Here is a 23,988-nt window from a genome sequence, read left to right as displayed (position 1 = left end):
GAGGGGCCCCTTCTGTAGGAAGGGGCCCCTGCAATCACTCAGCTGCCGCCGAGCGCGGCCTGCGCGTTCTTGTCGAAGGTGGCGAGGATGTTCTTCGGGTCGCCGTTGGCGAGCCCCTGCAGGCCGGCTTCGAGGTCCTGCAGGACGCTGTCCATCTTGGGGGCGTTCACCGGACCCTGGGCGTACTCGGCGCCGTCGATGAACGGCTTGTCGGCGGGGAACGCCGCGGTGTACTCGTCGCGGACCGACTGCCGCGACGGCATCACGCCGAACGCCTTCGCGAAGGTCATCTGCTGCTCCCCGCTGGTCATCGCCTCGACGAAGGCGATCGCCTGCTCCTTGTGCGCCGACTTCGCCGCGATGCCCCAGCACTGGGTGAAGGAGAGCGTGCCCTTGCCCGCAGGTCCCGCCGGCAGCTCGACGACCCGGTAGTTCACGTCGGGGAAGTCGTTCTGCAGGGCGCCCTTGATCCAGTTGCCCTCGATGGTCAGCACGGCCGAGCCCTTGCCGAACGCCTCACCGGACCAGCCCGCGTCGAGCTGCTTCGGGAACTGGGCCAGACCCTCGGTGACCAGCTCCTTGACGTGGGTCAGCGCGGTCACGTTCTCCGGGGTATCACCGGTGGGCGCACGGCCGTCCGCACTGATCAGCCAGCCACCGTTCTGCACCAGGAACGCGCCGATGCGGTCGCGGGTGTCGCCGAGCACCAGCGGCACCGCCCCCGTTGCCTTGATCTTGCGGGCGGCGGCGGTGAGCTGCTCCCAGGTGGTCGGCACGTCCGCGTCGGTCAGGCCGGCCTTCGTCCAGAGATCGGTGTTGATCTGGAGGGCAAGGGTGGAGAAGTCCTTCGGCGCGCAGTAGAGCTTGCCGTCGTAGGTGAAGGTGGTGCGCAGGCTCTCGTAGAAGTCGCCGGTGTCGCTGATCCGGTCGCCGTACGGTTCGAGGGCGCCGACGCTGGCGTAGTCGGCGAAGCGGGTGGCGTCGACGTAGAAGACGTCCGGCGGGTTGCCGCCGGCCAGGCCCTGGCCCAACTGCTGGGTCAGGTCCTGTGCCGCGATGACGGTGGCCGTGTTGCCGGAGGCGGTGGCCCAGGCCGCCGCAGCGTCCTGCACGGCCTTGGTCTCGGCGTCACCGGAGGAGCCGATCATGATCTGGAGGCTGGCCGGGCCGGTGGACTGGGCGGTGTCGTCGGTGGAGTCGTCGAAGCCGCTGCCGCAGGCGGTCGCGCCGAGCAGCGCGGCGGCGGTGAGGCCGGCTACGGCCACGCGGGTGAGGACGCGGGGTGTCATGGTGTCTTTCTCCTGAGGTGGGGGACGGGGTCAGGTGGTGTGCCGCAGGACCAGCGCGGGTCGGAGCAGCACCTGCCGGGGGCCGTGGCGCGGCCCGTCGAGAAGGTCGGTGAGCAGGTCGACGCAGCGGGCGGCGGCGTCGCCGAGCGGTTGGCTGACGCTGCTCAGGCCCACCGCGGCGGCGACCGGGGTGTCGTCGAAGCCGATCACCGACAGGTCCGGGCCGGCGGCGCGCAGGGCCTGGCGGGCGCCGAGGGCGAGCGAATCGCTGGCGCAGACGAGGGCGGTGGGTGAGGTGGGCCGGGCGAGCAGTTCCCGTGCCGCCCGGGCGCCTTCGGGGATGCCGTCCTCCGTCTCGGCGTCCAGCCCGTCGGGGTCGACACCCGCGTCGGCCAGCGTGCGGCGCCAGCCCGACCGGCGGTCGTCGCCGACGCCGGAGCCGGCGGGCCAGCCGATGAAGCCGACGCGGTGGTGGCCGGCGGCGACGAGGTGGGCGGTCGCCTCCGCGGTGCCGGCAGCCCCGTCGACGTCGACCCAGCTGTGGGCGTGCGGGTGGTCCCACGGCCGGCCGAACGTGACGAACGGAATCTCGCGTTCGGCCAGCCAGGCGGTACGCGGATCGCCGTGGTCGGTGCCGGTGATGACGAACCCGTCGAGGTCGTACGTGCTCAGCAGGTCGCCGTACGCGGCGATCTCGCGGTCAACGTCGCCGGCGGTGTAGAGCATGACCCGGTAGCCGGCGGCCTCCGCGGTCTCGGTGAGCCCGTGCAGGAAGCGGTCGAGCACCGAGCCGTTGATGCCGTCGCGGGTCGGCTCGATACGCACCGCGATCAGCCGGGAGCGGCCGGTACGCATCTGCCGGGCCGCCTGGTTGGCCCGGTAGCCGAGGGTGACGATCGCGTCCTGCACCCGCTGCCGGGTCTCGGGCCGCACGATGTGCGGCGCGTTGATGACGTTGGACACGGTCTGCCGACTGACGTGCGCGTGCCGGGCCACCGTGGCAATGGTCACCTTTTCAGCCACATCATGCCTTTCGAGGGGCTTGAACGATCCAATTTGGATGGGGCAGGATTGGATCGTTCAAGTTGCTGGAGTGTTTCGGACTCTGCACCCCTCGAAACCGTCTGTCAAGAGGCCGTTCCGCCGACGAACCTGGAGCCGTACGTGACCGCACGCCACCTGCAACCCCTGCTGCACCACCTGGCGGGAGTGGTCCTCGCCCCGACCAGTGCGCTCGGGGATACCGCCGGGCAGATCCGGCCGCTCGGCGTCCAGGGCGTCTTCCACGCCGACACCCGCGTCCTGTCCCGCGCCGAACTCCGCGTCGACGAACGCGAACCCGAGACGATCGGCCACGCGCCCGTCGGCGCCCACGCCGCCCGCTTCGTCGCCCTGGCCCGCTGGCTGGGCGACCCCGGCGCCGACCCGACCGTCCGCCTCGACCGGACCCGCCGCCTCGACCGGCACGGCCTCACCGAGGAGATCCGCGTCGTCTCCACCGCCGACGCGCCCGTGCGGGCCACCGTCACCGTCGACCTCGGCTGCGACCTCGCCCCGATCGAGCGGGTCAAGACCGGCTTCGCCAGCCCGCCGATGCCCGCGCGGGCATCGGCCCCCGGCCGGCTCAGCTGGGCCGTCGACGGCACCACGGTCACCGTCACCGCCGAGGGCGCCGAGCTGGACATCGCCGGGGACCGGGTCACCGCCCCCCGCCTGAGCTGGCCGGTCGCCCTCGACGCGCGCGGCAGCGTCACCCTGCGCTGGCGGCTCGACGTCACCGACCCGCGCGCCGTCGTCGCGTACCCGCCGGCGGAGCCGACCTGGTCCCCGCCGGCGTTGCGCGCCGACGACCGGCGGTTGGGCCGGCTGCTCGGCCGCGCCCTCGACGACCTGCACGGGCTGCGCCTGGCCGACCCGCAGGCCCCGGGCGACGTGTTCCTGGCCGCCGGGGTGCCCTGGTTCCTCACCCTCTTCGGCCGCGACAGCCTCTGGGCCGCCCGGATGATGCTGCCGCTCGGCACCGACCTGGCCCTGGGCACCCTGCGCGTGCTCGCCCGACGGCAGGGCCGGCACACCGACCCGGCCACCGGCGAACAGCCCGGCAAGATCCTGCACGAGCTGCGTCGTGCCGAGTTCGACCTGCCCGACGAGGGCCTGCGGCTGCCGCCCGCCTACTACGGCACCGTGGACGCCACCATGCTCTGGATCAACCTGCTGCACGACGCCTGGCGCTGGGGGCTGCCCGCCGCGCGCATCGCACCCCTGCTGCCGCACCTCGACGCCGCGCTCGGCTGGCTGCGCGAGCACGCCGACGCGGACGGCGACGGCCTGATCGAGTACGTCGACACCACCGGACACGGCCTGTCCAACCAGGGCTGGAAGGACTCCGGCGACGCCGTCCGGTTCCGGGACGGTAGCCTGGCCACCGGACCGATCGCCCTCGCCGAGGTGCAGGGCTACGCGCACGAGGCCGCGATCAACGGCGCCGCCCTGCTTGACGCGTTCGGCCGGCCCGGCGCCGACCGGTGGCACGAGTGGGCCGGCCGGCTCGCCGCCCGGTTCCGGGCCGCGTTCTGGGTCGACGGGCCGTACGGTCCGCAGCCGGCCCTCGCCCTGGACCGCGACAAGCGCCCGGTCGACTCGTTGACCAGCAACATCGGTCACCTGCTCGGCACCGGCCTGCTCGACGCCGACGAGCAGGCGCAGGTCGCCCGGCTGCTCGGCACCGACGCCCTGTCCGGCGCGTTCGGGCTGCGCACGATGTCCACCCTGGACGCCGGCTTCAGCCCGCTGTCGTACCACTGCGGCTCGGTCTGGACCCACGACACCGCCATCGTGCTCGCTGGGCTGGCCCGCGCCGGGTTCCACGAGCCCGCGCTGCGCCTGGCCGACGGGCTGCTCGCCGCCGCCGAGGCGTTCGACTACCAGCTGCCGGAGCTGCACGGCGGCGACGACCGGGCGGCGCTCGGCCGTCCCGTGCCGTACCCGGCGGCCTGCCGCCCGCAGGCCTGGTCGGCGGCGTCCGCGGTGTCGCTGCTGCACGCCGCCACCGGCATCTACCCCGATGTGCCCGCCGGCGCGGTACGCGTCGACCCGCTGGCCGGTCCCCGGCTCGGTGCGGTGTCGGTGATCGGACTGCGGGTGGCCGGTGCCGAGGTCGGGGTGAGCGTCGACGGCGCCGGGCGGGCTGCCGTCTCGGAGCTGCCCGCCGGACTGACGGTCACCATGACCGCGATCCCCTCGCAGCGGAGTTCCTCACCGGAGACGGCGTCCCGCCGGTGAGCGCCGGGCCGGTGCGGTAGCGGGCGGCCGGGCGCGCCGCCGCACCACGCCTATCTGGCAGATAGGAATTGTGGCTAGTCTGTTCAGGGAAAACGGTGGCGAGTGGTCGGAGGGGTGGCCCGTGGCGATGACCCGTGTGATCCGTACGGACGAGGAGGCCGTCGAGGCCGCCCGGAAGGTGGCGGCCTCCTTCGCCGAGCAGGCCGCCGTCCGGGACCGGGAGCGGCGCTTACCCGGGCCCGAGCTGGCCGAGCTGTCCGCGTCCGGCCTGCTGGGGATATCGGTGCCCGCCGAGTTCGGTGGCGCCGAGGTCTCCGTCGCCACGCTCGCCGAGGTGTTCCGGGTGCTGGCGACGGCCGACGCGAGCCTGGCCCAGATCCCGCACAGCCACGTCGTCTTCCTTCAGGCGCTGCGGTTGCAGGGCACCGTGGCGCAGCAGCGGCGATACTTCGAGGCGGCGCTGGCCGGGCAGCGGTTCGCCAACGCGCAGTCCGAACGCGGGGGCCGCACGGCGGCCGACGACGCCACCACGCTGCGGCCCCGCGAGGGCGGTGGGTACGTGCTGCACGGCGAGAAGTTCTACAGCACCGGCGCGTTGTTCGCCGATTGGCTGGTGGTCCGCGCCGTGCTCAGCGGTCCGGAGGCGGCGCCCGCGACGCCCGGGGGAGCGGCGCCCAAGGCGCTGGTCTACCTGCCACGGGACACCCCGGGGATCACGGTGCGCGACGACTGGGACGGGATGGGGCAGCGCACCACGGCCAGCGGCACGGTGCTGCTGGACGAGGTGCTGGTCGACGAGGCGCAGGTCGTGCCGTACTCGTCGATCTTCGGCCGGGCGACCACCTACGGCGCACGGGCGCAGGTGCTGCACGCCGCCCTCGACGCCGGGATCGCCCGTGGTGCGCTGGACGCCGCGGTGGCCCAGGTGGCGCGGGCCCGCCCGTGGTTCGAGGCCGGTGTGGATCGTGCCGCCGAGGAACCGCTACTCGTCCAGCAGGCCGGCGAGCTGGAGATCCTGGTGCGCGGCGCGGAGGCCCTGGTCCGGGAGGCGGCGGTGGCGATCGACGCGGCCGAGGCCGACCTGACCGACGACCGGACGGCCCGGGCCTCGGTCGCCACCGCGATCGCCAAGGTGGCCGCCGCCCGGGCCTCGGTGGAGGCGTCCTCGGCGCTGTTCGAGCTGGGCGGCACCCGATCGGCCTCGGATGCGCTGAACCTCTCCCGCTTCTGGCGGGACGCGCGCACCCACACCCTGCACGACCCGGTGCGGTGGAAGGTCCAGCACGTCGGTCGCTGGCTGCTCACCGGTGCCGCGCCGCCCCGGCACGGGCAACTCTGACCCGCCGGCGGTGCCGGACCGTCGCCCGGCACCGCGACCAGCCGTCCCGAGCCGTCACGTCCAGCGGACGAGGATCCGGTGTTCCAGCAGGCCGAGCAGGGTGTCGGCGAGCTTGCCCAGCACGGCCAGCAGCACGATGGCGAGCAGGATGATGTCGGTGCGGCCGGTGTTCTGGCTGTCGATGAGCAGGAAGCCCAGCCCCATCGACGAGGCGATCAGCTCCGCCGCGACGAGGAAGAGCCAGGACTGGGCCATGGCCAGGCGCAGGCCGGCCAGCACCGGTGGCATCGCCGCCGGCAGCAGCACCGTGCCGAGCAACCGGACACCGGTGCGCCCGTACGCGCGCCCCAGCTCGACCAGGTGCGCGTCGACGTGCGTGAGGGCGGCGGCGACGGTGGTGTAGACCGGGAAGAACGCGCCGATCGCGACCAGCGTGATCTTCGGCGTCTCGCCGATGCCGAACCAGAGCAGCAGCAGCGGCACCCAGGCCAGCGACGGGATGGCGCGTACCGCCTGGATGGTCGGCCCGAGCAGCGACCGGACCGCCCGGGAGAGCCCGACCAGGCCGCCGAGCACCAGGCCGGCGGCGGAACCGGCGGTGAAGCCGAGCAGCACCCGCTGCACGCTGATCGCCAGGTGCTGCCACAACTCGCCGCGGGCGAGCAACTCGCGCAGCGCCAGCAGCACGTCGTACGGCGGTGGCAGCTGCGCCCGGGAGTAGCCGCCGGAGGTGGCCAGCAGGTGCCAGCCGGCGACCAGCAGGAGGGGGAGCAGCAGCCCGGCGACGGCGTACCCCAGCCGACCGGTCCAGCGGCGGCCGGTGCCGGCGGCGACCGGCTCCGGCGGCGGTGCCGGCCGGGTCGGCGGCGGCTCGACCGCCACCGGACCACCCGCGCTCACGGCGTCGCCCGGGCCTGGGCGAACCGCGGCTCGAAGATGCTGTCGAGCGCCGTGCGGGCCTCGCCGTCGTTGCGGACGTTGCCGTCGGCGACCAGGATCGGCAGTACCCGTTCGAAGACCTGCCGCTGCGCCGTCCCCGGCACCGGATCGACGTCGAGCTTGGTGCGTTCGGCCAGCACGACCCGGGCGACCTCGGGGGAGACGTCCGACTCGCGGGCCAGCAGCGCCACCGCCTCCTCCGGGTGGTCGACGAGCCACTGGCGGGCCCGCTCGTAGGCGTCGATCACCTCCTGCACCAGCTCGGGGTGGGCGGCGACGAACTCCTCGCGGGCGTTGAGCACGCCGTAGGTGTTGAAGGCGACGTTGCGGTAGAGCAGCCGCGATCCGGCGTCGGCCTGGGTCTGCGCCATGTGCGGGTCGAGACCGGCCCAGGCGTCGACGTCACCCCGTTCGAGCGCCGTCTTGCCGTCGGCGTGCTGGAGGTTGACCACCGTGACGTCGCCCGGTGCCAGCCCGGCCTCGTCGAGCGCCTGGAGCAGGAAGAAGTACGGGTCGGTGCCCTTGGTCGCCGCGATCCGGCGCCCCTTCAGCTGCTGCACCGTGGTGATCGACGAGTCCTTGGCCACCACGATCGCGGCCCATTCCGGCTGGCTGAACACGCCGATCGTATTGATCGGGGAGCCGTTGGCCCGCGCCACGAGCGCGGCGATACCGGCCGTCGAACCGATGTCGATCGCGGCGGCCCGCAGGTTCTCGTTGGCCTTGTTGCTGCCGGCGGACTGCAACCAGCTGACCGAGACGCCGTCGTCGGCGAGGTCCTTCTCCAGCCACTGCTGCTCGCGCAGCACCAGGCTGGCCGGGTTCCAGTACGCGTAGTCGAGGCGCAACCGGGTGGCGCCGGTCTCCGCCGAACCGTCGGCGTTCTCGCCGGCGACGCAGCCGGTGAGCAGCATGACGGCGGCCAGCACGACGACGACTGTCTTTCTCATGGGTTCCTGCTTCCTTCGCTTGGTACGCCGAGACGATCGAGCAGTTCGGTGCGCAGCGCCGCCGACGCCGGATCGTGGCGGTCCCGGGGGCGGGCCCCCGGCACGGCGGTGACCAGCTGGACGGTCGACCCGCGCTGGTGCGGCTGCCCGGGGCCGAGGACGACGATCCGGTCGGCCAGTCGCAGCGCCTCGTCGACGTCGTGGGTGACCAGCAGCACCGTGGTGCCGGCGGCCCGTTGCACCCGGTCGACCAGATCCTGCATGCGCAGCCGGGTGAGTGCGTCGAGGGCGGCGAACGGCTCGTCGAGCAGCAGGACGCCGGGCCGGCGGGCGAGCGCCCGGGCGAGCGCGGTGCGCTGGGCCATTCCACCGGAGACCTGCCGTGGGCGGTGCTCGGCGAACTCGGCCAGCCCGACCACCTCCAGCCAGTCGCGGACGTCGGCCCGCCCGGAGGTGCGCTTCTGGGCCGGTGGCAGTCCGAAGGCGACGTTGCCGGCCAGGGTCCGCCAGGGCAGCAGGCGGGGATCCTGGAACACCATCGCGGTGCGCGACTCCACCCCGCGTACGGGATGGCCGTCGACGCGGATCTCGCCGGCACTGGGTTGGTCGAGCCCACCGACCAGGCGGAGCAGGGTCGACTTGCCGCAACCGGAGGCGCCCAGCAGGGCGACCACCTCGCCCGCCGCCACGTGCAGGGTGATGTCGGTCAGCACGTGATGCGTCCCGCGTCGCCCGGTGAAGGCGCGTGCCACCTGGTGCAAGGTGACGGGGGCGGGGTCGGCGTGCAGGCCCGGCGCGAGCGGCGCGACGCTCATCGACATCCCAGCTCCTTGCCATGGTCCGGCTGATCGGCTCACAATACCTACATAACCCACCGGATGAGTAGGGTATATCTGCCGGTTTCGGCCCGCCCGGCCTGGCCGGCGGTGCGAAAGGGGGGAGCTGTGAGCGCAGTCACACCCGGGGTGACGGGGTGCCGCCGCCGCGTTACGGTCCTCGCATGTATCGGAGCAAGCGTCTCGTCCGGCGCCGCTTCGTCGACTTCCTCCGGGTGTGCACCACCGCCTGTTGAGTCCGACGGCGCCACCGGGCGACCGAATCGACGTCACCATCCCGACCTCACCCGCGGCTGTGCGGGGAGCGTGGCACGGGCACCGTCGCCCACTGTCGCGCCACCGGCCGCCGTTGCGGCGATCCCACCGTTGCCTCGCGCGTCCCGCCCCGAGCGGGCCGGCGACCGTGCCCTACCGGTCACCCCGGCCACGCTGGTCGACCAGCGCGGCTCGGCCTTCGCCCGGCCCGCCGGCCCGCCCGCGCCCCGCCGTCATCGACCACCGTCCACTTTCGACGGAAGGAACCCGACATGACCCGCACCCACCCGCACGGGACATCCGAGTCGGCACCGACCGGCACGCCCGCCAACGCCGGCCAGCAGGACGACACCTTCGTGCAGGAGTGGCGGCAGTGGCACCGCGCTCACGAGCAGGCCCTGGCCGACCCGCACGGATTCCTCGCCGTGACCGGGCTGCACTGGCTCACCGGGCAACCCCAGCGCTTCGCCGGTGTCCCCGGCCAGTGGCAGACCGGGCCCGACGGCGTGGTGGTCGACCTGGCCGGCGGCGAGGAGATCACCATCGACGGCCGAGCGGTGACCGGCCGGTACGGGTTCGGCCCGATCGAGGAGCGCGGCGGGGTCACCGTCGGCATCGACGGTGGCGTGCTGGAGGTCGCCCGCCGGGGCGGGCACGACATCCTGCGCCCACGGCACCCGGACAACCCACTGCGTACCGCCTTCCGTGGCACGCCGGCGTATCCGCCGTCGGTCCGGTGGGTCCTGTCCGGACGGTACGTGCCCTTCGAGAGTCCACGACCGACCACCGTGGGCGCCGCGGTCGAGGGACTCCAGCACGTCTACGACGCGCCGGGCCGGGTCGAGTTCGCCGTCGACGGCGTGCCGTTGAGCCTGACGGCGTTCAACGGTCGCTCTCCGGGCAGCCTGCTGGTGTTGTTCACCGACGCGACCTCCGGCGTGACGACGTACGCCGCGAACCGGTCCCTGGCCGTCGACGCCCCGGACGAGCGCGGCACGGTGACCGTGGACTTCAACCGGGCCACCAACCTGCCCTGTGCCTACACCGACTTCGCGACCTGCCCCCTGCCGCCGGCCGAGAACCGGCTGTCGGTGGCGATCGAGGCCGGCGAGAAGATCCCGTACGAGCGGCTGGCCGCCGGTGATCCCGCCCAGCCCTCGCCAGCTCCGACCACCGGGAGGAAGTCATGACCCTGCCCACCGACGACCTGCCGCTCGTCGACGCCGACGCCGACGCGATCCGGAACCTGCTGCGGCACCAGGCCAGCACCGTCACCGTGGTCACCGCTGCCGGACCGCCGGCGGCCGGCTTCACCGCCACGTCCTTCACGTCGGTGTCCCTGGCGCCGCCGGTGGTCTCGTTCTGCCTGAATCTCGGTTCGTCCAGCTCCATCGCGGTGAGCGGGGCCCGGCACGTCGGCGTGCATCTGCTCGCCCACCATCAGCAGGAGCTGGCCCGCAGACCTCTGCCTCGGCTGCGTGAGTTACCTGGCGCTGCGCCGGTTGGTCGGACGGCCGCTCGCGGCCCGGGTTCCGGCCGGCTCGTCTACTTAGGACGGTAGTCTACCGATCCACCAGGTTATCCACGGTGGCGCCGCGACGACGCGGCGACCATCTCGTGCCCCGTGTCCGGGGTGGTGACCCTGCCGACCAGTTCCTGAGGAGAGTGCCCATGACGACGTCCCCTGCGGTGGTCGAGCTGATCGGCAACCCCCGGTCCGGCTCCCGGACCCGCGCCCTGGCCGACGCGGCCGCCGACGAGCTGTCGACCCGTGCGGGCGGTCGGCTGGTCGGCCGCCAGGTGCTGGAGCTGGCCGACGCGGTCGGGGTGACGTTCGGTCCGGAGCCGGCCGTCGCCGCCGGCCCGGTCGACGACCCGTTCGCGCTGGTCCGCGCCGCCCGCCTGCTGATCGTGGCCACGCCCACCTACAAGGCCACCTACACCGGCCTGCTGAAGCTCTTCCTCGACCGGTTCGGCCACCTCGAACTGGCCGGCGTGGTCGCCGTGCCGGTCGCCGTCGCGGCGTCCGAGGCGCACCGACGGTCCGTCGGTGCCGCACTGACCGACCTGCTGGCCGAGTTGGGCGCGAGCGTCCCGGCCCCGCCGCTGGCCGTGCTCGAAGCACAGGCGGCGGACCCCACCACAGCCGCCGCCGAGTGGGCGTCCCGGCACGGCACCACGGTCGTGGAGACGTTGATCAAGGCGGCGTGACGGTTCCGGGGAGCCTGAGCTGCGACGACTCGGCCATCCGGAGGAACGCCCTCTTCGTTACGAGACCGTGACCGCGGTATTTCCAGCGAGGTGTTGACCGCAGCATTGTGAGCGCTAACACTTGTCCCCCAAGTGCGACCCGCGCAGCCGCTCTGACGGCGCGAGTTCCAGATTGGGGAAGCCAGTGAGCAGAAGAATCCTGGCCGCTCTCGGCAGCGCCGTACTGGCGCTGAGTATGGCGGCCTGCAGTGGTGAGGGTGCCGGCAGCGGCGGCAACGACAGCGACAATCCCGCCGACCTGACCATCGGCGTCTCGATGCCGACCCAGACCTCCGAGCGGTGGATCGCCGACGGCAACTCGGTCAAGGAGAAGCTGGAGGCCAAGGGCTACAAGGTCGACCTCCAGTACGCCGGCGACGACATCCCCACCCAGTCGCAGCAGGTCGACCAGATGATCACCCGGGGTGCGGATGTGCTGATCATCGCGGCCATCGACGGCACGGCGCTGAGCGGGCAGTTGCAGGCCGCGGCCGACGCGAACATCCCGGTCATCGCCTACGACCGGCTCATCCGGGACAGCCCGAACGTCGACTTCTACGTCAGCTTCGACAACTACAAGGTCGGCGTCGCCCAGGCCACCGCGCTGCTGGTCGGCCTCGGCGTGCAGAACAAGGACGGCTCGAAGGGCGACGCGAGCGGCCCGTTCACCATCGAGCTGTTCGCCGGCTCGCTCGACGACAACAACGCCCACTTCTTCTTCGACGGCGCCCTGGACACCCTCAAGCCGTTCCTCGACGACGGCACCCTGACGGTGAAGTCCGGGCAGACCAAGATCGAGCAGGTGGCGATCCTGCGGTGGCAGCAGGAGGCCGCGCAGAAGCGGATGGAGGATCTGCTGACCTCCAGCTACAACGACGGCTCCACGGTCGACGGCGTCCTGTCGCCGTACGACGGCCTGTCCCGCGGCATCATCACCGCGCTGCAGAACGCCGGCTACCGCGGGGCCGACTTCCCCGTGGTGACCGGGCAGGACGCCGAGATCGCCTCGGTCAAGCTGATCAGCGACGGGGTGCAGAGTTCCACCATCTTCAAGGACACCCGCCTGCTGGCCGAGCAGGCCGTGGTCGCCGGTGAGGCGTTCCTGCAGGACCGGTCGCCGGAGGCGAACGACACCGAGACCTACAACAACGGCGTCAAGGTCGTCCCGTCGTACCTGCTGCCGGTGCAGACCGTCTTCGCCGACGACATCAAGCCGACCCTGATCGACTCCGGTTACTTCACCGCCGAGGAGGTCGCCGCCGGCCAGGCCAAGGGCTGACGGCGTGTTCCACGGGCTCGGCGGCGGCGTCGGCCGCCGAGCCCGGCAGTACCCTCCAGACACGACGATCTAGACCGCCAGGACGGTGAGCATGGACGACAACATCCTCGAGATGCGTCGCATCACCAAGACCTTCCCGGGGGTGGCGGCGCTCCAGGACGTCTCGCTCGCCGTACGCCGTGGGGAGATCCACGCCATCTGCGGCGAGAACGGCGCCGGCAAGTCCACCCTGATGAAGGTGCTGTCGGGCGTCTACCCGTCCGGCAGCTATGACGGCGAGATCCTCCTCGACGGCGAGCCGGTGCACTTCAAGGGCATCCGGGACAGCGAGGACAGGGGCATCGTCATCATCCACCAGGAGCTGGCCCTGGTGCCGTACCTGTCGATCGCCGAGAACATCTTCCTCGGCAACGAGCGCCGTGGCCCCGGCGGGCTGATCGACTGGAACCGCACCAACGCCGAGGCGGCGACGCTGCTCGCCGCGGTCGGGCTGCCCGAGAACCCGGTGACGCCCGTGGTGCAGCTCGGCGTCGGCAAGCAGCAGCTGGTGGAGATCGCCAAGGCCATCTCCAAGAAGGTCCGCCTGCTCATCCTCGACGAGCCGACCGCCGCGCTCAACGACGTCGACTCGGCGCACCTGCTCGACCTGATGCGCCGGCTGCGGGACCGGGGCATCACCTGCATCATGATCTCGCACAAGCTGAACGAGATCACCTCGATCGCCGACTCGACCACCGTGCTGCGGGACGGGCGGACGGTGGAACGGCTCGACATGGGCTCGGGCGCGGTGACCCAGGAGCGGATCATCCGTGGCATGGTCGGCCGCGACCTGGACAGCTTCTACCCCGACCGGGTCTCCGCGCCGGGGGAGGAGGTGCTGCGCATCGAGGACTGGTCGGTGCGGCACCCGACCCAGGACCGCCTGGTCGTCGACGGCGCCAGCCTCGACGTACGCGCCGGCGAGGTGGTCGGCATCGCCGGGCTGATGGGCGCCGGGCGCACCGAACTCGCGATGAGCGTCTTCGGCCGCTCGTACGGCCGGGACATCTCCGGCCGGCTGTTCATGCACGGCCGGCAGATCCGGGTCCGCTCGGTCGCGGAGGCGATCCGCAACGGCATCGCGTACGCGACGGAGGACCGCAAGCGCTTCGGGCTCAACCTCATCGAGGACATCCGCCGCAACATCTCGGCGGCCGGGCTGCGCCGGCTGGCCCGGTTCGGCTGGGTGCACGACAACGAGGAGATCAAGGTCGCCGAGACGAGCCGGCGCGACATGAACATCAAGGCGCCGAGCGTGATGTCGGTCGTGGGCAAGCTCTCCGGCGGCAACCAGCAGAAGGTCGTCCTGTCGAAGTGGCTGTTCACCGATCCGGATGTGCTGATCCTGGACGAGCCGACCCGGGGCATCGACGTGGGGGCGAAGTTCGAGATCTACACGATCGTCAACCGGTTGGTCGCCGCGGGAAAGGCGGTCGTCATCATCTCCTCGGAACTGCCCGAGCTGCTCGGCATGTGCGACCGCATCTACACGCTGTCGGCCGGCCGCATCACCGGCGTGCTGCCGGTCGGTGAGGCGACCCAGGAGAAGCTCATGGAACTCATGGCGAAGGACAAGGAAACCGTCGGATGACCAGCACCAAGCCCTCGTCGTCGGCGGACGACCGGCCGGCCGAGAGCGCGCCCGCCGCCGCACTGCACGTCGGCACCAGCGACCCGCGTACGCTGATCATGAACAATCTGCGGCAGAGCGGCATCTTCGTGGCCCTCGTCGTCATCGTCGCGCTCTTCGCGTTCCTGACCGACGGTCTCTCGTTGAGCCCGGGCAACATCACGAACATCGTCCTGCAGTACTCGTACATCCTGGTGCTCGCGATCGGCATGGTCATCGTGATCATCGGCGGGCACATCGACCTGTCGGTCGGCTCGGTGGTCGCGTTGACCGGTGCGGTCTCCGCCGTGGTCGTCATCCGGCAGGGCCAGCCGTGGTGGGTCGGCATACTGGCCGCCATCGCCGTCGGGCTCGCGGTCGGCGCCTGGCACGGCTTCTGGGTGGCGTACGTCGGGATTCCCGCCTTCATCGTGACCCTGGCGGGCATGCTGCTCTTCCGCGGCCTCACCCTGCGGGTGCTCGACAACATCTCGCTGTCGCCCTTCCCGGCCGAGTACAACCGGATCGCGGCGGGCTTCCTCAACGGGCTGATCGGCGGGGACGGCTACGACGCCTTCACCCTGCTGATCGGCGCCATCGGGGTGGCCGGCTACGTGGTGAGCTGCTTCCGCACCCGGGTCGCGCGCATCCGCTACCAGCAGCCCGTCGAGTCGTTCGCGCTCTTCGTCGCGCGGATGGCGCTGGTCGGCGCCGTGGTCATGTACTTCGCCTGGCAACTGGCCCACGCGCGGGGCCTGCCGATCGTGCTGATCATCCTCGCCGCGCTGGTGCTCGTCTACGGCCTGCTCACCCGCCGTACCGTCTTCGGCCGGCAGGTCTACGCGATCGGCGGCAACCTCTCCGCGGCGATGCTGTCGGGCGTCAAGGTCCGCACCGTCAACTTCTGGATCTTCGTCAACATGGGCTTCCTGTCCGCCGTGGCGGGCATCATCTTCTCCTCCCGCTCCAACGGCGCGCAGCCGGCGGCCGGCAACATGTTCGAACTCGACGCGATCGCGGCCGCGTTCATCGGTGGCGCGGCGGTCACCGGTGGCGTGGGTACGGTCGTGGGTGCCATGGTGGGCGGCCTGATCATGGCGGTGATGAGCAACGGGATGCAGCTGATGGGCGTGGACCAGTCGCTGCAATCGGTGGTCAAGGGCCTGGTGCTGCTGGTCGCCGTGGCCTTCGACGTCTACAACAAGCGGCGGGCGGGCGCGAGCCGCTGACGGGATGGTGAGGGCTGTCCGGTGCCGGGGCGGCCCGCGCTTGACGTCGGCGTCACGTCTTGGAAACACTCCCTCGCGTCAGCTCCGTGTCCCGTCGAGGCTGACGCCGGAGGTCGGATTGGTCCAGGAGGAGATCCGCCGGCGTAACGCCGGCGCACTGCTGCGGCACGTACACCTTCGCGGCCCGGCGTCCCGCGCTGAGCTGGCCGAACGGATGGGCCTCAACCGCAGCACCATCATGGCGCTGACCACCGAACTGCACCGGGCGGGGCTGGTCCACGAGGAGCCGCCCACGGACACCGGCCGCGCCGGCCGACCGTCGCTGGTGGTCCGGCCGGCGTCCGACCGGTGGTACGTGCTGGCCTTCGACGTCGCGGTGGACCGGTTGGTCGCCGCCCGGGTCGGGCTCGGCGGGACCATCCTGGACCGGCGGGAGGCGGTGCGCCCGCGCGCCGGACCCGACCTGCGCCGGGTGGTGGCGGTGCTCGCCCGCTTCGGCCGGCAGCTGCACCGCACGGCGCCGCCGGGTGCCACGTGCGTCGGCCTGGGCGCCTCGTACTGCGGCATGATCCGGCCGGGCGACGGGATGGTGCGCTACGGGCCCGATCTGGGCTGGGTGGACCAGGCGTTCGGCGACGAACTCGGCCGCCGCCTCGGCCTCGGCCTGCCGGTGGCGGTGGGCAACGAGGCGCACCTCGGTGCGCAGGCCGAGCAGCAGCGCGGTGCCGGCGTCGGCCTCGACAATCTCATCTACCTGCACGGGGACGTCGGTGTCGGCGGGGGCATCATCGTCGGCGGCCGGCTGCTGGGTGGCGACGGCGGCTACGGCTGCGAGTTGGGGCACATGGTGGTGAACCCGTACGACGGCCGGCCATGCGGCTGCGGCTCGTACGGCTGCCTGGAGGCGGAGGTCGGCGAGCGGGCCCTGCTCGACGCGGCGGGTCGGCCCGCCGAGCTGTTCGGCCGCGCGGCGATCCGGTCCGTGGCGGACGACGCCGATCGTGGTGATCCGGTGGCCCAGGAGGCGCTGCGCCGCGTCGGCGACTGGCTCGGCATCGGTGTGGCGAACCTGATCAACCTCTTCAACCCCGGCATGGTGGTCTTCGGCGGCATGCTCTGCGACATGTATCCCGGCGCGGCGGCACAGGTACGCGGTCGCATCGCCCGCAACGTGCTACCGGTCGCCCGGGAACACGTACGCCTGCGCACCGCGGCCCTCGGCGACGACGCCACCCTCGTCGGCGCCGCCGAACTCGCCTTCACCCCCCTCCTCACCAACCCCCTGACCCCCCACCCCTCTCCCGCGTCCGCCCCCGCCCCGTCGATCTTGCACTTTCCGTCGGGACAAGAGCCGCGAAAGCGGGTATGTCAGCGACCATAAGTGCAAGATCGACGCGGTGGCGGCGGGGCGACGGACGCGGTGACGGCGGGGCTGCGGCGGGCGGGGGTCGTTACGGAGCTGTTGCGGGTGGGTGTCTTGACGGGGCGGGATGTGAGCGTTAACACTGAGGTTCGTCATCGGCCGGAGGTGAAGATGAGCGGTGTGGATCCAGCGGGCGACCGGTACGTCGTCGGCGTCGACTACGGCACCCTGTCCGGACGGGCCCTGGTGGTCCGCGTCCGCGACGGCGCCGAGCTGGGGACGGCGGTGCACGAGTACCGCAACGCGGTCATCAGCTCCGCGCTGCCGGAGGATGGGACGCCGCTGCCGCCGGACTGGGCGTTGCAGGATCCGCAGGACTACCGCGACGTGCTGCGGCACGCCGTACCCGCGGCCGTGGCCGCCGCCGGGGTCGACCCGCAGGATGTCGTCGGCATCGGCATCGACTTCACCGCCTGCACCGTCCTGCCGACGCTCGCCGACGGTACGCCCCTGTGCGAGGTGCCGGAGCTGCGCCAGCGCCCGCACTCCTGGGTGAAGCTCTGGAAGCACCACGCGGCCCAGCCGCACGCCGACCGGATCAACGCGTTGGCCCACGAGCGCGCCGAGCCGTGGATCGGCCGCTACGGCGGCAAGATCTCCGCCGAGTGGCAGTTCGCCAAGGGCCTGCAGATCCTGGAGGAGGACCCGGAGGTCTACCGGCGGGCCGAACGCTTCATCGAGGCCGCCGACTGGATCGTGTGGCAGCTCTGCGGCGTCGAGACCCGCAACGTCTGCACCGCCGGCTACAAGGGCATCCGGCAGGACGGCGCGTACCCGTCGGTGGACTACCTGACCGCCCTCCACCCCGGCTTCGGCGACTTCGTGACCAAGCTGGACGGTCCGCTGCGGCCGCTGGCGGCCAGGGCGGGCGGTCTGACCGCCCGCGCCGCCGCCTGGACCGGGCTGCCGGAGGGAGTCGCGGTCGCGGTCGGCAACGTCGACGCCCACGTCACCGCGGCCGCCGCCCAGGCGATCGAGCCGGGCCGGCTGGTGGCGATCATGGGCACCTCGACCTGCCACGTGGTCAACGGCAGCCACCTCGCCGAGGTGGCCGGCATGTGTGGCGTCGTCGACGGCGGGATCAGCGCCGGGTCCTGGGGTTACGAGGCCGGGCAGAGCGGGGTCGGCGACATCTTCGGCTGGTTCGTCGAGCAGGCCGCGCCGGCCGGCGTCGACTCGCACGAACGGCTCACCGAGCTGGCCGCCGCCCAGCCGGTCGGCGCGCACGGCCTGGTCGCCCTCGACTGGTGGAACGGCAACCGGTCGTTGCTGGTCAACCACGACCTCAGCGGGTTGATCGTCGGGCTGACCCTGGCCACCCGTCCGGCCGACGTCTACCGGGCACTGCTGGAGGCCACGGCGTACGGCACCCGGATGATCATCGAGGCGTTCGTCGAGGCGGGGATCGCCGTCGACGACCTGGTGGTGGCGGGTGGTCTCACCTCGAACGAGCTGCTGATGCAGATCTACGCCGACGTCACCAACCGGCCGCTCGGCATCATCGGCTCCGCGCAGGGGCCGGCGCTCGGCTCCGCCATCCACGCCGCCGTCGCCGCCGGCGCGTACCCCTCGATCCACGAGGCGTCGCGGGTGATGGGCCGGATGCGGGCGGCGGTCTACCGGCCGGACCCGGACCGGGTACGCGCGTACGACGCCCTCTACGCGGAGTACCGGGCGCTGCACGACCACTTCGGTCGCGGCGCCAACGACGTGATGCTGCGTTTGCGGGCGATCCGCAACGCGGCGGTCGAGTCGGCCCCGTCGCAGCGGGACGCCGCACTGGAGGTGGTCGCATGAGTGCCGAACTGACCCGCCTGGTGACCGACCTGCGCGAGAGCGTCGCCCGGCTGCACGGGGAGCTGACCCGGTACGGCCTGGTCGCCTGGACGGCCGGCAACGTCTCCGCGCGGGTACCCGGTCACGACCTCATGGTGATCAAGCCGAGCGGTGTCGACTACGACGACCTCTCGGCCGACAACATGGTGCTCTGCGACCTCGGCGGGGTGCCCGTCGAGGGGGAGCTGTCGCCGTCGAGCGACACCGCGGCGCACGCCTACGTCTACCGCGCCATGCCCGAGGTCGGCGGCGTCGTGCACACCCACAGCACGTACGCCACGGCCTGGGCGGCGCGGGGCGAGTCGATCCCGTGCCACCTGACCGCGCAGGCCGACGAGTTCGGCGGGGAGATCCCGGCGGGCCCGTTCGCGCTGATCGGCGGCGACGACATCGGCAAGGGGATCGTCAGCACCCTCACCGGGCACCGTTCGCCCGCGGTGCTGATGCGCAACCACGGCGTCTTCACCATCGGGCGCGACGCCCGGTCGGCGGTCAAGGCCGCGGTGATGTGTGAGGACGTCGCCCGGACCGCGCACCTGGCGCGCGCGCTCGGGCAACCGGTGCCGATGGCGCAGGCCGACGTCGACGCCCTCTACCACCGCTACCAGAACGTCTACGGCCAACGTCCCTCGTCCCCGGCGAACTCCTAGCCGGTCCCGGGTCGCCGGCGACCCGCCCGCACCACCCCGACGCACAGGATCCACACCACCATCGCAGGCCGCCCGGGCACATCGGCGGGCGGCGTGGACACCCGTACCCACCGAGGAGATCCGATGAGGAACATGCGAAGGTCCCTGGCGCCTCGACGCGCCCTCGCCGCCGTCGCCGCCGTCCTGCTCGCCGGCACCGTCGCGGCCTGTGGCAACAGCGACACCGGCGCGGGAGGCGACGACGGCGCGATCGTCCTGGGCTTCTCCCAGGTCGGCGCGGAGAGCGGCTGGCGGACGGCCAACACCAACTCCATCAAGGAGGCGGCGGCCGAGGCGGGCGTCGAGCTGAAGTTCGACGACGCCCAGCAGAAGCAGGAGAACCAGATCAAGGCGATCCGCAACTACATCCAGCAGAAGGTCGACGTGATCGCCTTCTCGCCGGTGGTGGAGTCCGGCTGGGACACGGTGCTCAAGGAGGCCAAGGACGCCGGCATCCCGGTCATCCTGACCGACCGGGCGGTGGACTCCGCCGACACGTCGCTGTACAAGACCTTCCTCGGCTCGGACTTCGTGAAGGAGGGCCGGCTGTCGGGGGAGTGGCTGGTGGAGAACTCCAAGGCCGCCACCGGTGACGTGAACATCGTCGAGTTGCAGGGCACCACCGGCTCGGCCCCGGCCAACGACCGCAAGAAGGGCTTCGCCGAGGCGATCGCGGCCGACCCCAAGCTGAAGGTGATCGCCTCCCAGACCGGTGACTTCACCCGGGCCGGCGGCAAGCAGGTCATGGAGCAGTTCCTGAAGGCCCATCCGAAGATCGACGTGCTCTTCGCGCACAACGACGACATGGGTCTCGGTGCGCTGGAGGCGATCACCGCGGCGGGCAAGGAGCCCGGCAAGGACATCGTCATCATCACCATCGACGCGGTCAAGGACGGCATGCAGGCCCTGGCCGACGGCAAGTTCAACTTCATCGCGGAGTGCAGCCCGCTGCTCGGGCCCCAGCTGATGGAGCTGGCCAAGAAGGTGCACGCCGGCGAGGAGGTCCCGGCGCGGATCGAGACCGAGGAGACCACCTTTACCCAGGAGCAGGCCAAGGAGGCCCTGCCCAACCGCAAGTACTGATCGACGCCCGGGGTCGCCGCACCGACGGCGGCCCCGCCGCGTCGCCAACCCTAGAAGAGGATCGATGGGATGGCGGAGGGTCGTCCGGTCCTGACGATGACCGGGATCAGCAAGTCCTTTCCCGGGGTGCGCGCACTCCACCACGTCGACTTCCGGCTCCTCCCCGGTGAGGTGCACGCCCTGATGGGCGAGAACGGCGCCGGCAAGTCAACGCTGATCAAGGTGTTGACGGGGGTGTACGGCATCGACGAGGGCGCCGTCACCCTCGATGGCGAGCAGGTGGCCTTCACCGGACCGATGCAGGCGTCCGCCGCCGGGGTCAGCACGGTCTACCAGGAGGTCAATCTCTGCCCGAACCTGTCGGTCGCGGAGAACATCTTCATCGGCCGGGAACCGCGCCGCCTCGGTGCCGTCCGCTGGGGCGAGGTCCGGCGGCGCGCCCGGCAGCTGCTGGCCCGTCTGGATCTCGACATCGACGTCACGGCGCCGGTGGCGAGCTTCTCGCTGGCCGTGCAGCAGATGGTCGCGATCGCCCGGGCGATCGACGTGCGGGCCCGCGTACTGATCCTGGACGAGCCGACCTCCAGCCTGGACGCCGGCGAGGTCGCGCAGCTGTTCCGTATCATGCGCCAGCTGCGCGACGAGGGGATCGCCATCCTCTTCGTGACCCACTTCCTCGACCAGGTCTACGACATCGCCGACCGCATCACCGTCCTGCGCAACGGCACCCTCGTCGGGGAGTACCCGATCGCCGAGCTGCCGCAGCTGGCCCTGGTCGAGAAGATGATCGGCAAGGAACTCGACGTCCTCGAACGGATCGAGGAGCATCCCCGGCGGGAACTGGCCGCCCTGGAGGGCGGGACGCCCTTCGTGCAGGTGTCGGAGCTCGGCCGCAAGGGCGCGGTCGCCCCGTTCAGCCTGACCATCCACGCCGGTGAGGTGGTCGGTCTGGCCGGGCTGCTGGGCTCCGGGCGTACCGAGGTGGCCAGGTTGTTCTTCGGCGCCGACCGGGCCGACCACGGTGCGGTCGCCGTGCGTGGCAGGTCGGCGAGCCTGCGCAACCCGGTACAGGCCATCGACCACGGGATCGGTTTCTGCTCCGAGAATCGCCGCGCGGAGGGCATCGTTCCCGACCTGACGGTCCGCGAGAACATGATCCTCGCGATGCAGGCCGCCCGGGGCTGGCTGCGGCCCATCCCGCGGCGCCGCCAGGACGAGCTGGTCGACCGGTACGTCACGGCGCTGAGCATCCGCCCGGCAAACCCCGACCTGCCGGTACGCAACCTCTCCGGCGGCAACCAGCAGAAGGTGCTGCTGGCCCGCTGGCTGATCACCGAGCCCCGGCTGCTGATCCTCGACGAACCGACCCGTGGCATCGACATCGGCGCGAAGGCCGAGATCCAGAAGCTGGTGGTGCAGCTCTCCGACGGCGGCATGGCGGTGCTGTTCATCTCCGCCGAACTGGAGGAGGTGCTGCGGCTGAGCCACAAGATCGCGGTGATGCGCGACCGGGAGCTGGTCGCGCAGCTCGTCAACGACGACACCGTCGACGCCGATCGCGTCATGCAGACCATCGCCAGTGGATCCCGGTCGGCGGAGGCGGACCAATGAGGCAGCGCGTCGCACCGGTGCTGGGTCACCGGCTGTTCTGGCCGGTCGCCGTTCTCGCGGTGATGCTGGCGGCCAACACGATCTACCGCCCCGGCTTCCTGGCCGTCGAGGTGAACAACGGACACCTGTACGGCACCCCGATCGACATCCTGCGGTTGAGCGCACCGCTGATCCTGGTCGGGCTGGGCATGACCCTGGTCATCTCCACCGGCGGCATCGATCTCTCCGTCGGTTCGGTCTGCGCCATCAGCGGCGCCATCGCCTGCCTCTACATCAGCCGGGCGCCCGACCAGAACAACCTGGCCATGGTGCTGACCGCGCTGGCGATGGCGCTCGGGGTGGCGCTGGTGCTCGGCGCCTGGAACGGCGTCCTGGTCTCCGTGATCGGCATCCAGCCGATCATCGCCACGCTCATCCTGATGGTGGCCGGTCGGGGCCTCGCGCAGCTGATCACCGAGGGTCAGATCATCACCATCAACTCCGGTCCGTACCGGGCGATCGGGCTGGGCCACTTCCTCACCCTGCCGCTGGCGATCTTCATCGCGTTGGCCGCGGCCCTGCTCGTCGCGGCGTTCACCCGCCGTACCGCGCTCGGCATGATCATCGAATCGGTGGGCGGCAACCGGGAGGCCAGCCGGCTGGCCGGGATCCGTTCCGGCCGGGTCGTCTTCCTGGTCTACGTCGCCAGCGCCGCGTGCGCCGCGATCGCCGGGTTCATGATGACCGCCAACGTCTCCAGCGCGGACGGCAACGCCGCCGGCCTGTGGGTGGAACTCGACGCGATCCTCGCGGTGGTCATCGGCGGCACCTCGCTGGCGGGTGGCCGGTTCTACCTCAGCGGCACCATCCTCGGTGCGCTGATCATCCAGACCCTCACCACCACGGTGTACGCCATGAACATCTCGCCGCAGACGGCGTTGCTGTTCAAGGCGGTCGTGGTCATCGCCGTCTGCCTCATCCAGGCGCCGGCCTTCCGCGCCAGACTCGGCCGGCGCCGGCGCGGTGCCCCGCCACCGCAGTCGTCGCCGCGGCGGCAGAAGGAGCAGGTGTCGGCATGACCACCAGCTCGTTGCGCACCGGACCGCGCTGGGCCGGGCTGCCCCGGCGACACGTGCCGGTGCTGGCCACCCTCGCCCTGCTGCTGGTGATGTACGGCATCGGGGTGTCCCAGTACCGGGCGTTCTCCAACGTGCAGGTCGTCTTCAACGTCTTCATCGACAACGGGTTCCTGCTCGTCATCGCCGTCGGAATGACCTTCGTGATCCTCACCGGCGGCATCGACCTGTCGGTGGGCTCGGTGGCGGCGATGACCGCGATGGTCTCGGCGTGGTTGCTCCAGTCGGGCCTGCCCGCGTTGCCGGTGCTGGTCATCGCCCTGCTCATCGGGCCGACGCTCGGGTTCCTGATGGGCTGCGCGATCCACTTCTTCGACATCCAACCCTTCATCGTCACCCTGGCCGGGATGTTCTTCGCCCGCGGCATGTGCACGTTCATCAGCAACGCGTCGATCCCGATCGCCGACGGCTTCTGGACCACCATGTCGCAGTACCGGATCGGGGATCCCCGGGGCAACTTCGTCTCGGTGAGCGTGCTCGTCGCGTTCGCCGTGGTCCTGGTCGCCGCGTACGTGCTGGCGTACACCCGCCTCGGGCGCAACGTGTACGCGATCGGCGGCAACCCGCAGTCGGCGCTGCTGATGGGCCTGCCGGTGGGCCGTACCCGGATCGCCGTCTACACCATCAGCGGCCTGTGCGCGGCGATCGGCGGGATCCTGCTGTCGTTCTACACGCTCTCCGGCGCGCCGCTGATCGCCGTCGGGATGGAGCTGGACGTGATCGCGGCCGTGGTCATCGGCGGCACCGTGCTCACCGGCGGCTCGGGGTACGTCTTCGGCACCGTGCTCGGCGTGCTGGTGCTGGGCGTGATCCAGACCTTGATCACCTTCGACGGCAGTCTCAACTCCTGGTGGACCAAGATCGTGATCGGGGGCCTGCTCTTCGCGTTCATCCTGCTCCAACGCCTCATCGGCATCCGCTACAAGTGACCGCCC

Annotated in this window: 19 protein-coding genes and 1 pseudogene; 15 read left to right on the top strand and 5 right to left on the bottom strand. The window is 71.6% G+C overall.

What is annotated here, in order from left to right; translation table 11 throughout:
* Positions 1–38 precede the first annotated feature (38 nt).
* Together O7615_RS29145 and O7615_RS29140 are read right to left on the bottom strand one after the other, a co-directional pair.
* Positions 39–1,289, bottom strand: coding sequence for an extracellular solute-binding protein (locus O7615_RS29145; RefSeq protein WP_278180984.1), 1,251 nt, complete (start codon positions 1,287–1,289; stop codon positions 39–41).
* A gap of 30 nt (positions 1,290–1,319) precedes the next feature.
* Entirely contained in the window at positions 1,320–2,300 is a 981-nt protein-coding gene (locus O7615_RS29140) for a LacI family DNA-binding transcriptional regulator (RefSeq protein ID WP_278180983.1), read from the bottom strand.
* Positions 2,301–2,453: 153 nt separating this feature from the next.
* Here O7615_RS29140 and O7615_RS29135 point away from each other — a divergent pair, with 153 nt between their 5' ends.
* Both O7615_RS29135 and O7615_RS29130 read left to right on the top strand, forming a co-directional pair.
* Positions 2,454–4,571, top strand: coding sequence for a glycogen debranching N-terminal domain-containing protein (locus tag O7615_RS29135; protein ID WP_278180982.1), 2,118 nt, complete (start codon positions 2,454–2,456; stop codon positions 4,569–4,571).
* A 127-nt stretch (positions 4,572–4,698) separates the two neighbouring features.
* The gene (locus O7615_RS29130) at positions 4,699–5,910 is read left to right on the top strand and encodes an SfnB family sulfur acquisition oxidoreductase (protein WP_278180981.1); all 1,212 of its coding nucleotides are present in this window, start codon (positions 4,699–4,701) and stop codon (positions 5,908–5,910) included.
* A gap of 54 nt (positions 5,911–5,964) precedes the next feature.
* Here O7615_RS29130 and O7615_RS29125 read toward each other — a convergent pair whose 3' ends face one another.
* From O7615_RS29125 to O7615_RS29115, 3 genes are read right to left on the bottom strand one after another with little or no spacing between them, the layout of a single operon-like run.
* Complete coding sequence (locus tag O7615_RS29125) at positions 5,965–6,792, bottom strand: ABC transporter permease (RefSeq protein ID WP_278180980.1); 828 nt, start codon at positions 6,790–6,792, stop codon at positions 5,965–5,967.
* Positions 6,793–6,806: 14 nt separating this feature from the next.
* A complete protein-coding gene (locus O7615_RS29120; protein WP_278180979.1) occupies positions 6,807–7,799 on the bottom strand; it encodes an aliphatic sulfonate ABC transporter substrate-binding protein in 993 nt (330 codons plus the stop codon).
* Positions 7,796–8,620 (bottom strand): ABC transporter ATP-binding protein, encoded by an 825-nt coding sequence (locus tag O7615_RS29115; RefSeq protein WP_278180978.1) that lies wholly within the window; start codon positions 8,618–8,620, stop codon positions 7,796–7,798. Before O7615_RS29115 ends, O7615_RS29120 begins: the two co-directional genes overlap by 4 nt.
* Before the next feature lie 542 nt (positions 8,621–9,162).
* Here O7615_RS29115 and O7615_RS29110 point away from each other — a divergent pair.
* The 13 genes and pseudogenes from O7615_RS29110 (at position 9,163) to yjfF (ending at position 23,982) form a co-directional block, all read left to right on the top strand.
* On the top strand, positions 9,163–10,080 hold the full coding sequence (locus tag O7615_RS29110; RefSeq protein WP_278180977.1) for a DUF1684 domain-containing protein: 918 nt from the start codon (positions 9,163–9,165) through the stop codon (positions 10,078–10,080).
* A pseudogene (locus tag O7615_RS29105) lies at positions 10,077–10,346 on the top strand (flavin reductase family protein); the annotation flags it as partial. The gene O7615_RS29110 and the pseudogene O7615_RS29105, both read left to right, overlap by 4 nt.
* Positions 10,347–10,561: 215 nt before the next feature.
* The gene (locus O7615_RS29100; protein ID WP_278180975.1) at positions 10,562–11,101 is read left to right on the top strand and encodes an NAD(P)H-dependent oxidoreductase; all 540 of its coding nucleotides are present in this window, start codon (positions 10,562–10,564) and stop codon (positions 11,099–11,101) included.
* Between the two features lie 184 nt (positions 11,102–11,285).
* The gene (gene chvE / locus O7615_RS29095) at positions 11,286–12,419 is read left to right on the top strand and encodes a multiple monosaccharide ABC transporter substrate-binding protein (protein WP_278180974.1); all 1,134 of its coding nucleotides are present in this window, start codon (positions 11,286–11,288) and stop codon (positions 12,417–12,419) included.
* Positions 12,420–12,510: 91 nt separating this feature from the next.
* Positions 12,511–14,049, top strand: a complete 1,539-nt coding sequence (gene mmsA / locus O7615_RS29090; RefSeq protein WP_278180973.1) for a multiple monosaccharide ABC transporter ATP-binding protein — start codon at positions 12,511–12,513, stop codon at positions 14,047–14,049.
* Positions 14,046–15,296, top strand: a complete 1,251-nt coding sequence (gene mmsB, locus O7615_RS29085) for a multiple monosaccharide ABC transporter permease (protein WP_278180972.1) — start codon at positions 14,046–14,048, stop codon at positions 15,294–15,296. Before mmsA ends, mmsB begins: the two co-directional genes overlap by 4 nt.
* 118 nt (positions 15,297–15,414) lie before the next feature.
* Positions 15,415–16,677: an ROK family transcriptional regulator gene (locus O7615_RS29080; protein WP_278180971.1), complete on the top strand. Its 1,263-nt coding sequence runs from the start codon at positions 15,415–15,417 to the stop codon at positions 16,675–16,677.
* Between the two features lie 153 nt (positions 16,678–16,830).
* A complete protein-coding gene (gene araB / locus O7615_RS29075) occupies positions 16,831–18,516 on the top strand; it encodes a ribulokinase (protein ID WP_278180970.1) in 1,686 nt (561 codons plus the stop codon).
* A complete protein-coding gene (locus O7615_RS29070; RefSeq protein ID WP_278180969.1) occupies positions 18,513–19,205 on the top strand; it encodes an L-ribulose-5-phosphate 4-epimerase in 693 nt (230 codons plus the stop codon). Before araB ends, O7615_RS29070 begins: the two co-directional genes overlap by 4 nt.
* Before the next feature lie 123 nt (positions 19,206–19,328).
* Entirely contained in the window at positions 19,329–20,327 is a 999-nt protein-coding gene (locus tag O7615_RS29065; RefSeq protein ID WP_278180968.1) for an ABC transporter substrate-binding protein, read from the top strand.
* 69 nt (positions 20,328–20,396) lie between these two features.
* Complete coding sequence (locus tag O7615_RS29060) at positions 20,397–21,938, top strand: sugar ABC transporter ATP-binding protein (protein ID WP_278180967.1); 1,542 nt, start codon at positions 20,397–20,399, stop codon at positions 21,936–21,938.
* Positions 21,935–22,996: an ABC transporter permease gene (locus O7615_RS29055; RefSeq protein WP_278180966.1), complete on the top strand. Its 1,062-nt coding sequence runs from the start codon at positions 21,935–21,937 to the stop codon at positions 22,994–22,996. Before O7615_RS29060 ends, O7615_RS29055 begins: the two co-directional genes overlap by 4 nt.
* A complete protein-coding gene (yjfF, locus tag O7615_RS29050) occupies positions 22,993–23,982 on the top strand; it encodes a galactofuranose ABC transporter, permease protein YjfF (protein ID WP_278180965.1) in 990 nt (329 codons plus the stop codon). The genes O7615_RS29055 and yjfF overlap by 4 nt, the downstream gene beginning before the upstream one ends.
* Positions 23,983–23,988 lie beyond the last annotated feature (6 nt).

It is taken from the genome of Micromonospora sp. WMMD1082 (assembly GCF_029626175.1).
GTDB lineage: Bacteria > Actinomycetota > Actinomycetes > Mycobacteriales > Micromonosporaceae > Micromonospora.
The sequence above is the reverse complement of the archived record's forward strand: the minus strand, read 5'-3'. Positions and strand labels throughout refer to the sequence as shown.

Excerpts from the sequence above, each read along its gene's own strand:
- O7615_RS29145 (WP_278180984.1), bottom strand. The coding sequence starts at position 1,289 with ATGACACCCCGCGTCCTCACCCGCGTGGCCGTAGCCGGCCTCACCGCC.
- O7615_RS29130 (WP_278180981.1), top strand. The coding sequence starts at position 4,699 with ATGACCCGTGTGATCCGTACGGACGAGGAGGCCGTCGAGGCCGCCCGG.
- O7615_RS29120 (WP_278180979.1), bottom strand. The coding sequence starts at position 7,799 with ATGAGAAAGACAGTCGTCGTCGTGCTGGCCGCCGTCATGCTGCTCACC.
- O7615_RS29115 (WP_278180978.1), bottom strand. The coding sequence starts at position 8,620 with ATGTCGATGAGCGTCGCGCCGCTCGCGCCGGGCCTGCACGCCGACCCC.
- O7615_RS29110 (WP_278180977.1), top strand. The coding sequence starts at position 9,163 with ATGACCCGCACCCACCCGCACGGGACATCCGAGTCGGCACCGACCGGC.
- O7615_RS29100 (WP_278180975.1), top strand. The coding sequence starts at position 10,562 with ATGACGACGTCCCCTGCGGTGGTCGAGCTGATCGGCAACCCCCGGTCC.
- mmsA (WP_278180973.1), top strand. The coding sequence starts at position 12,511 with ATGGACGACAACATCCTCGAGATGCGTCGCATCACCAAGACCTTCCCG.
- mmsB (WP_278180972.1), top strand. The coding sequence starts at position 14,046 with ATGACCAGCACCAAGCCCTCGTCGTCGGCGGACGACCGGCCGGCCGAG.
- araB (WP_278180970.1), top strand. The coding sequence starts at position 16,831 with ATGAGCGGTGTGGATCCAGCGGGCGACCGGTACGTCGTCGGCGTCGAC.
- O7615_RS29070 (WP_278180969.1), top strand. The coding sequence starts at position 18,513 with ATGAGTGCCGAACTGACCCGCCTGGTGACCGACCTGCGCGAGAGCGTC.
- O7615_RS29065 (WP_278180968.1), top strand. The coding sequence starts at position 19,329 with ATGAGGAACATGCGAAGGTCCCTGGCGCCTCGACGCGCCCTCGCCGCC.
- O7615_RS29060 (WP_278180967.1), top strand. The coding sequence starts at position 20,397 with ATGGCGGAGGGTCGTCCGGTCCTGACGATGACCGGGATCAGCAAGTCC.
- O7615_RS29055 (WP_278180966.1), top strand. The coding sequence starts at position 21,935 with ATGAGGCAGCGCGTCGCACCGGTGCTGGGTCACCGGCTGTTCTGGCCG.
- yjfF (WP_278180965.1), top strand. The coding sequence starts at position 22,993 with ATGACCACCAGCTCGTTGCGCACCGGACCGCGCTGGGCCGGGCTGCCC.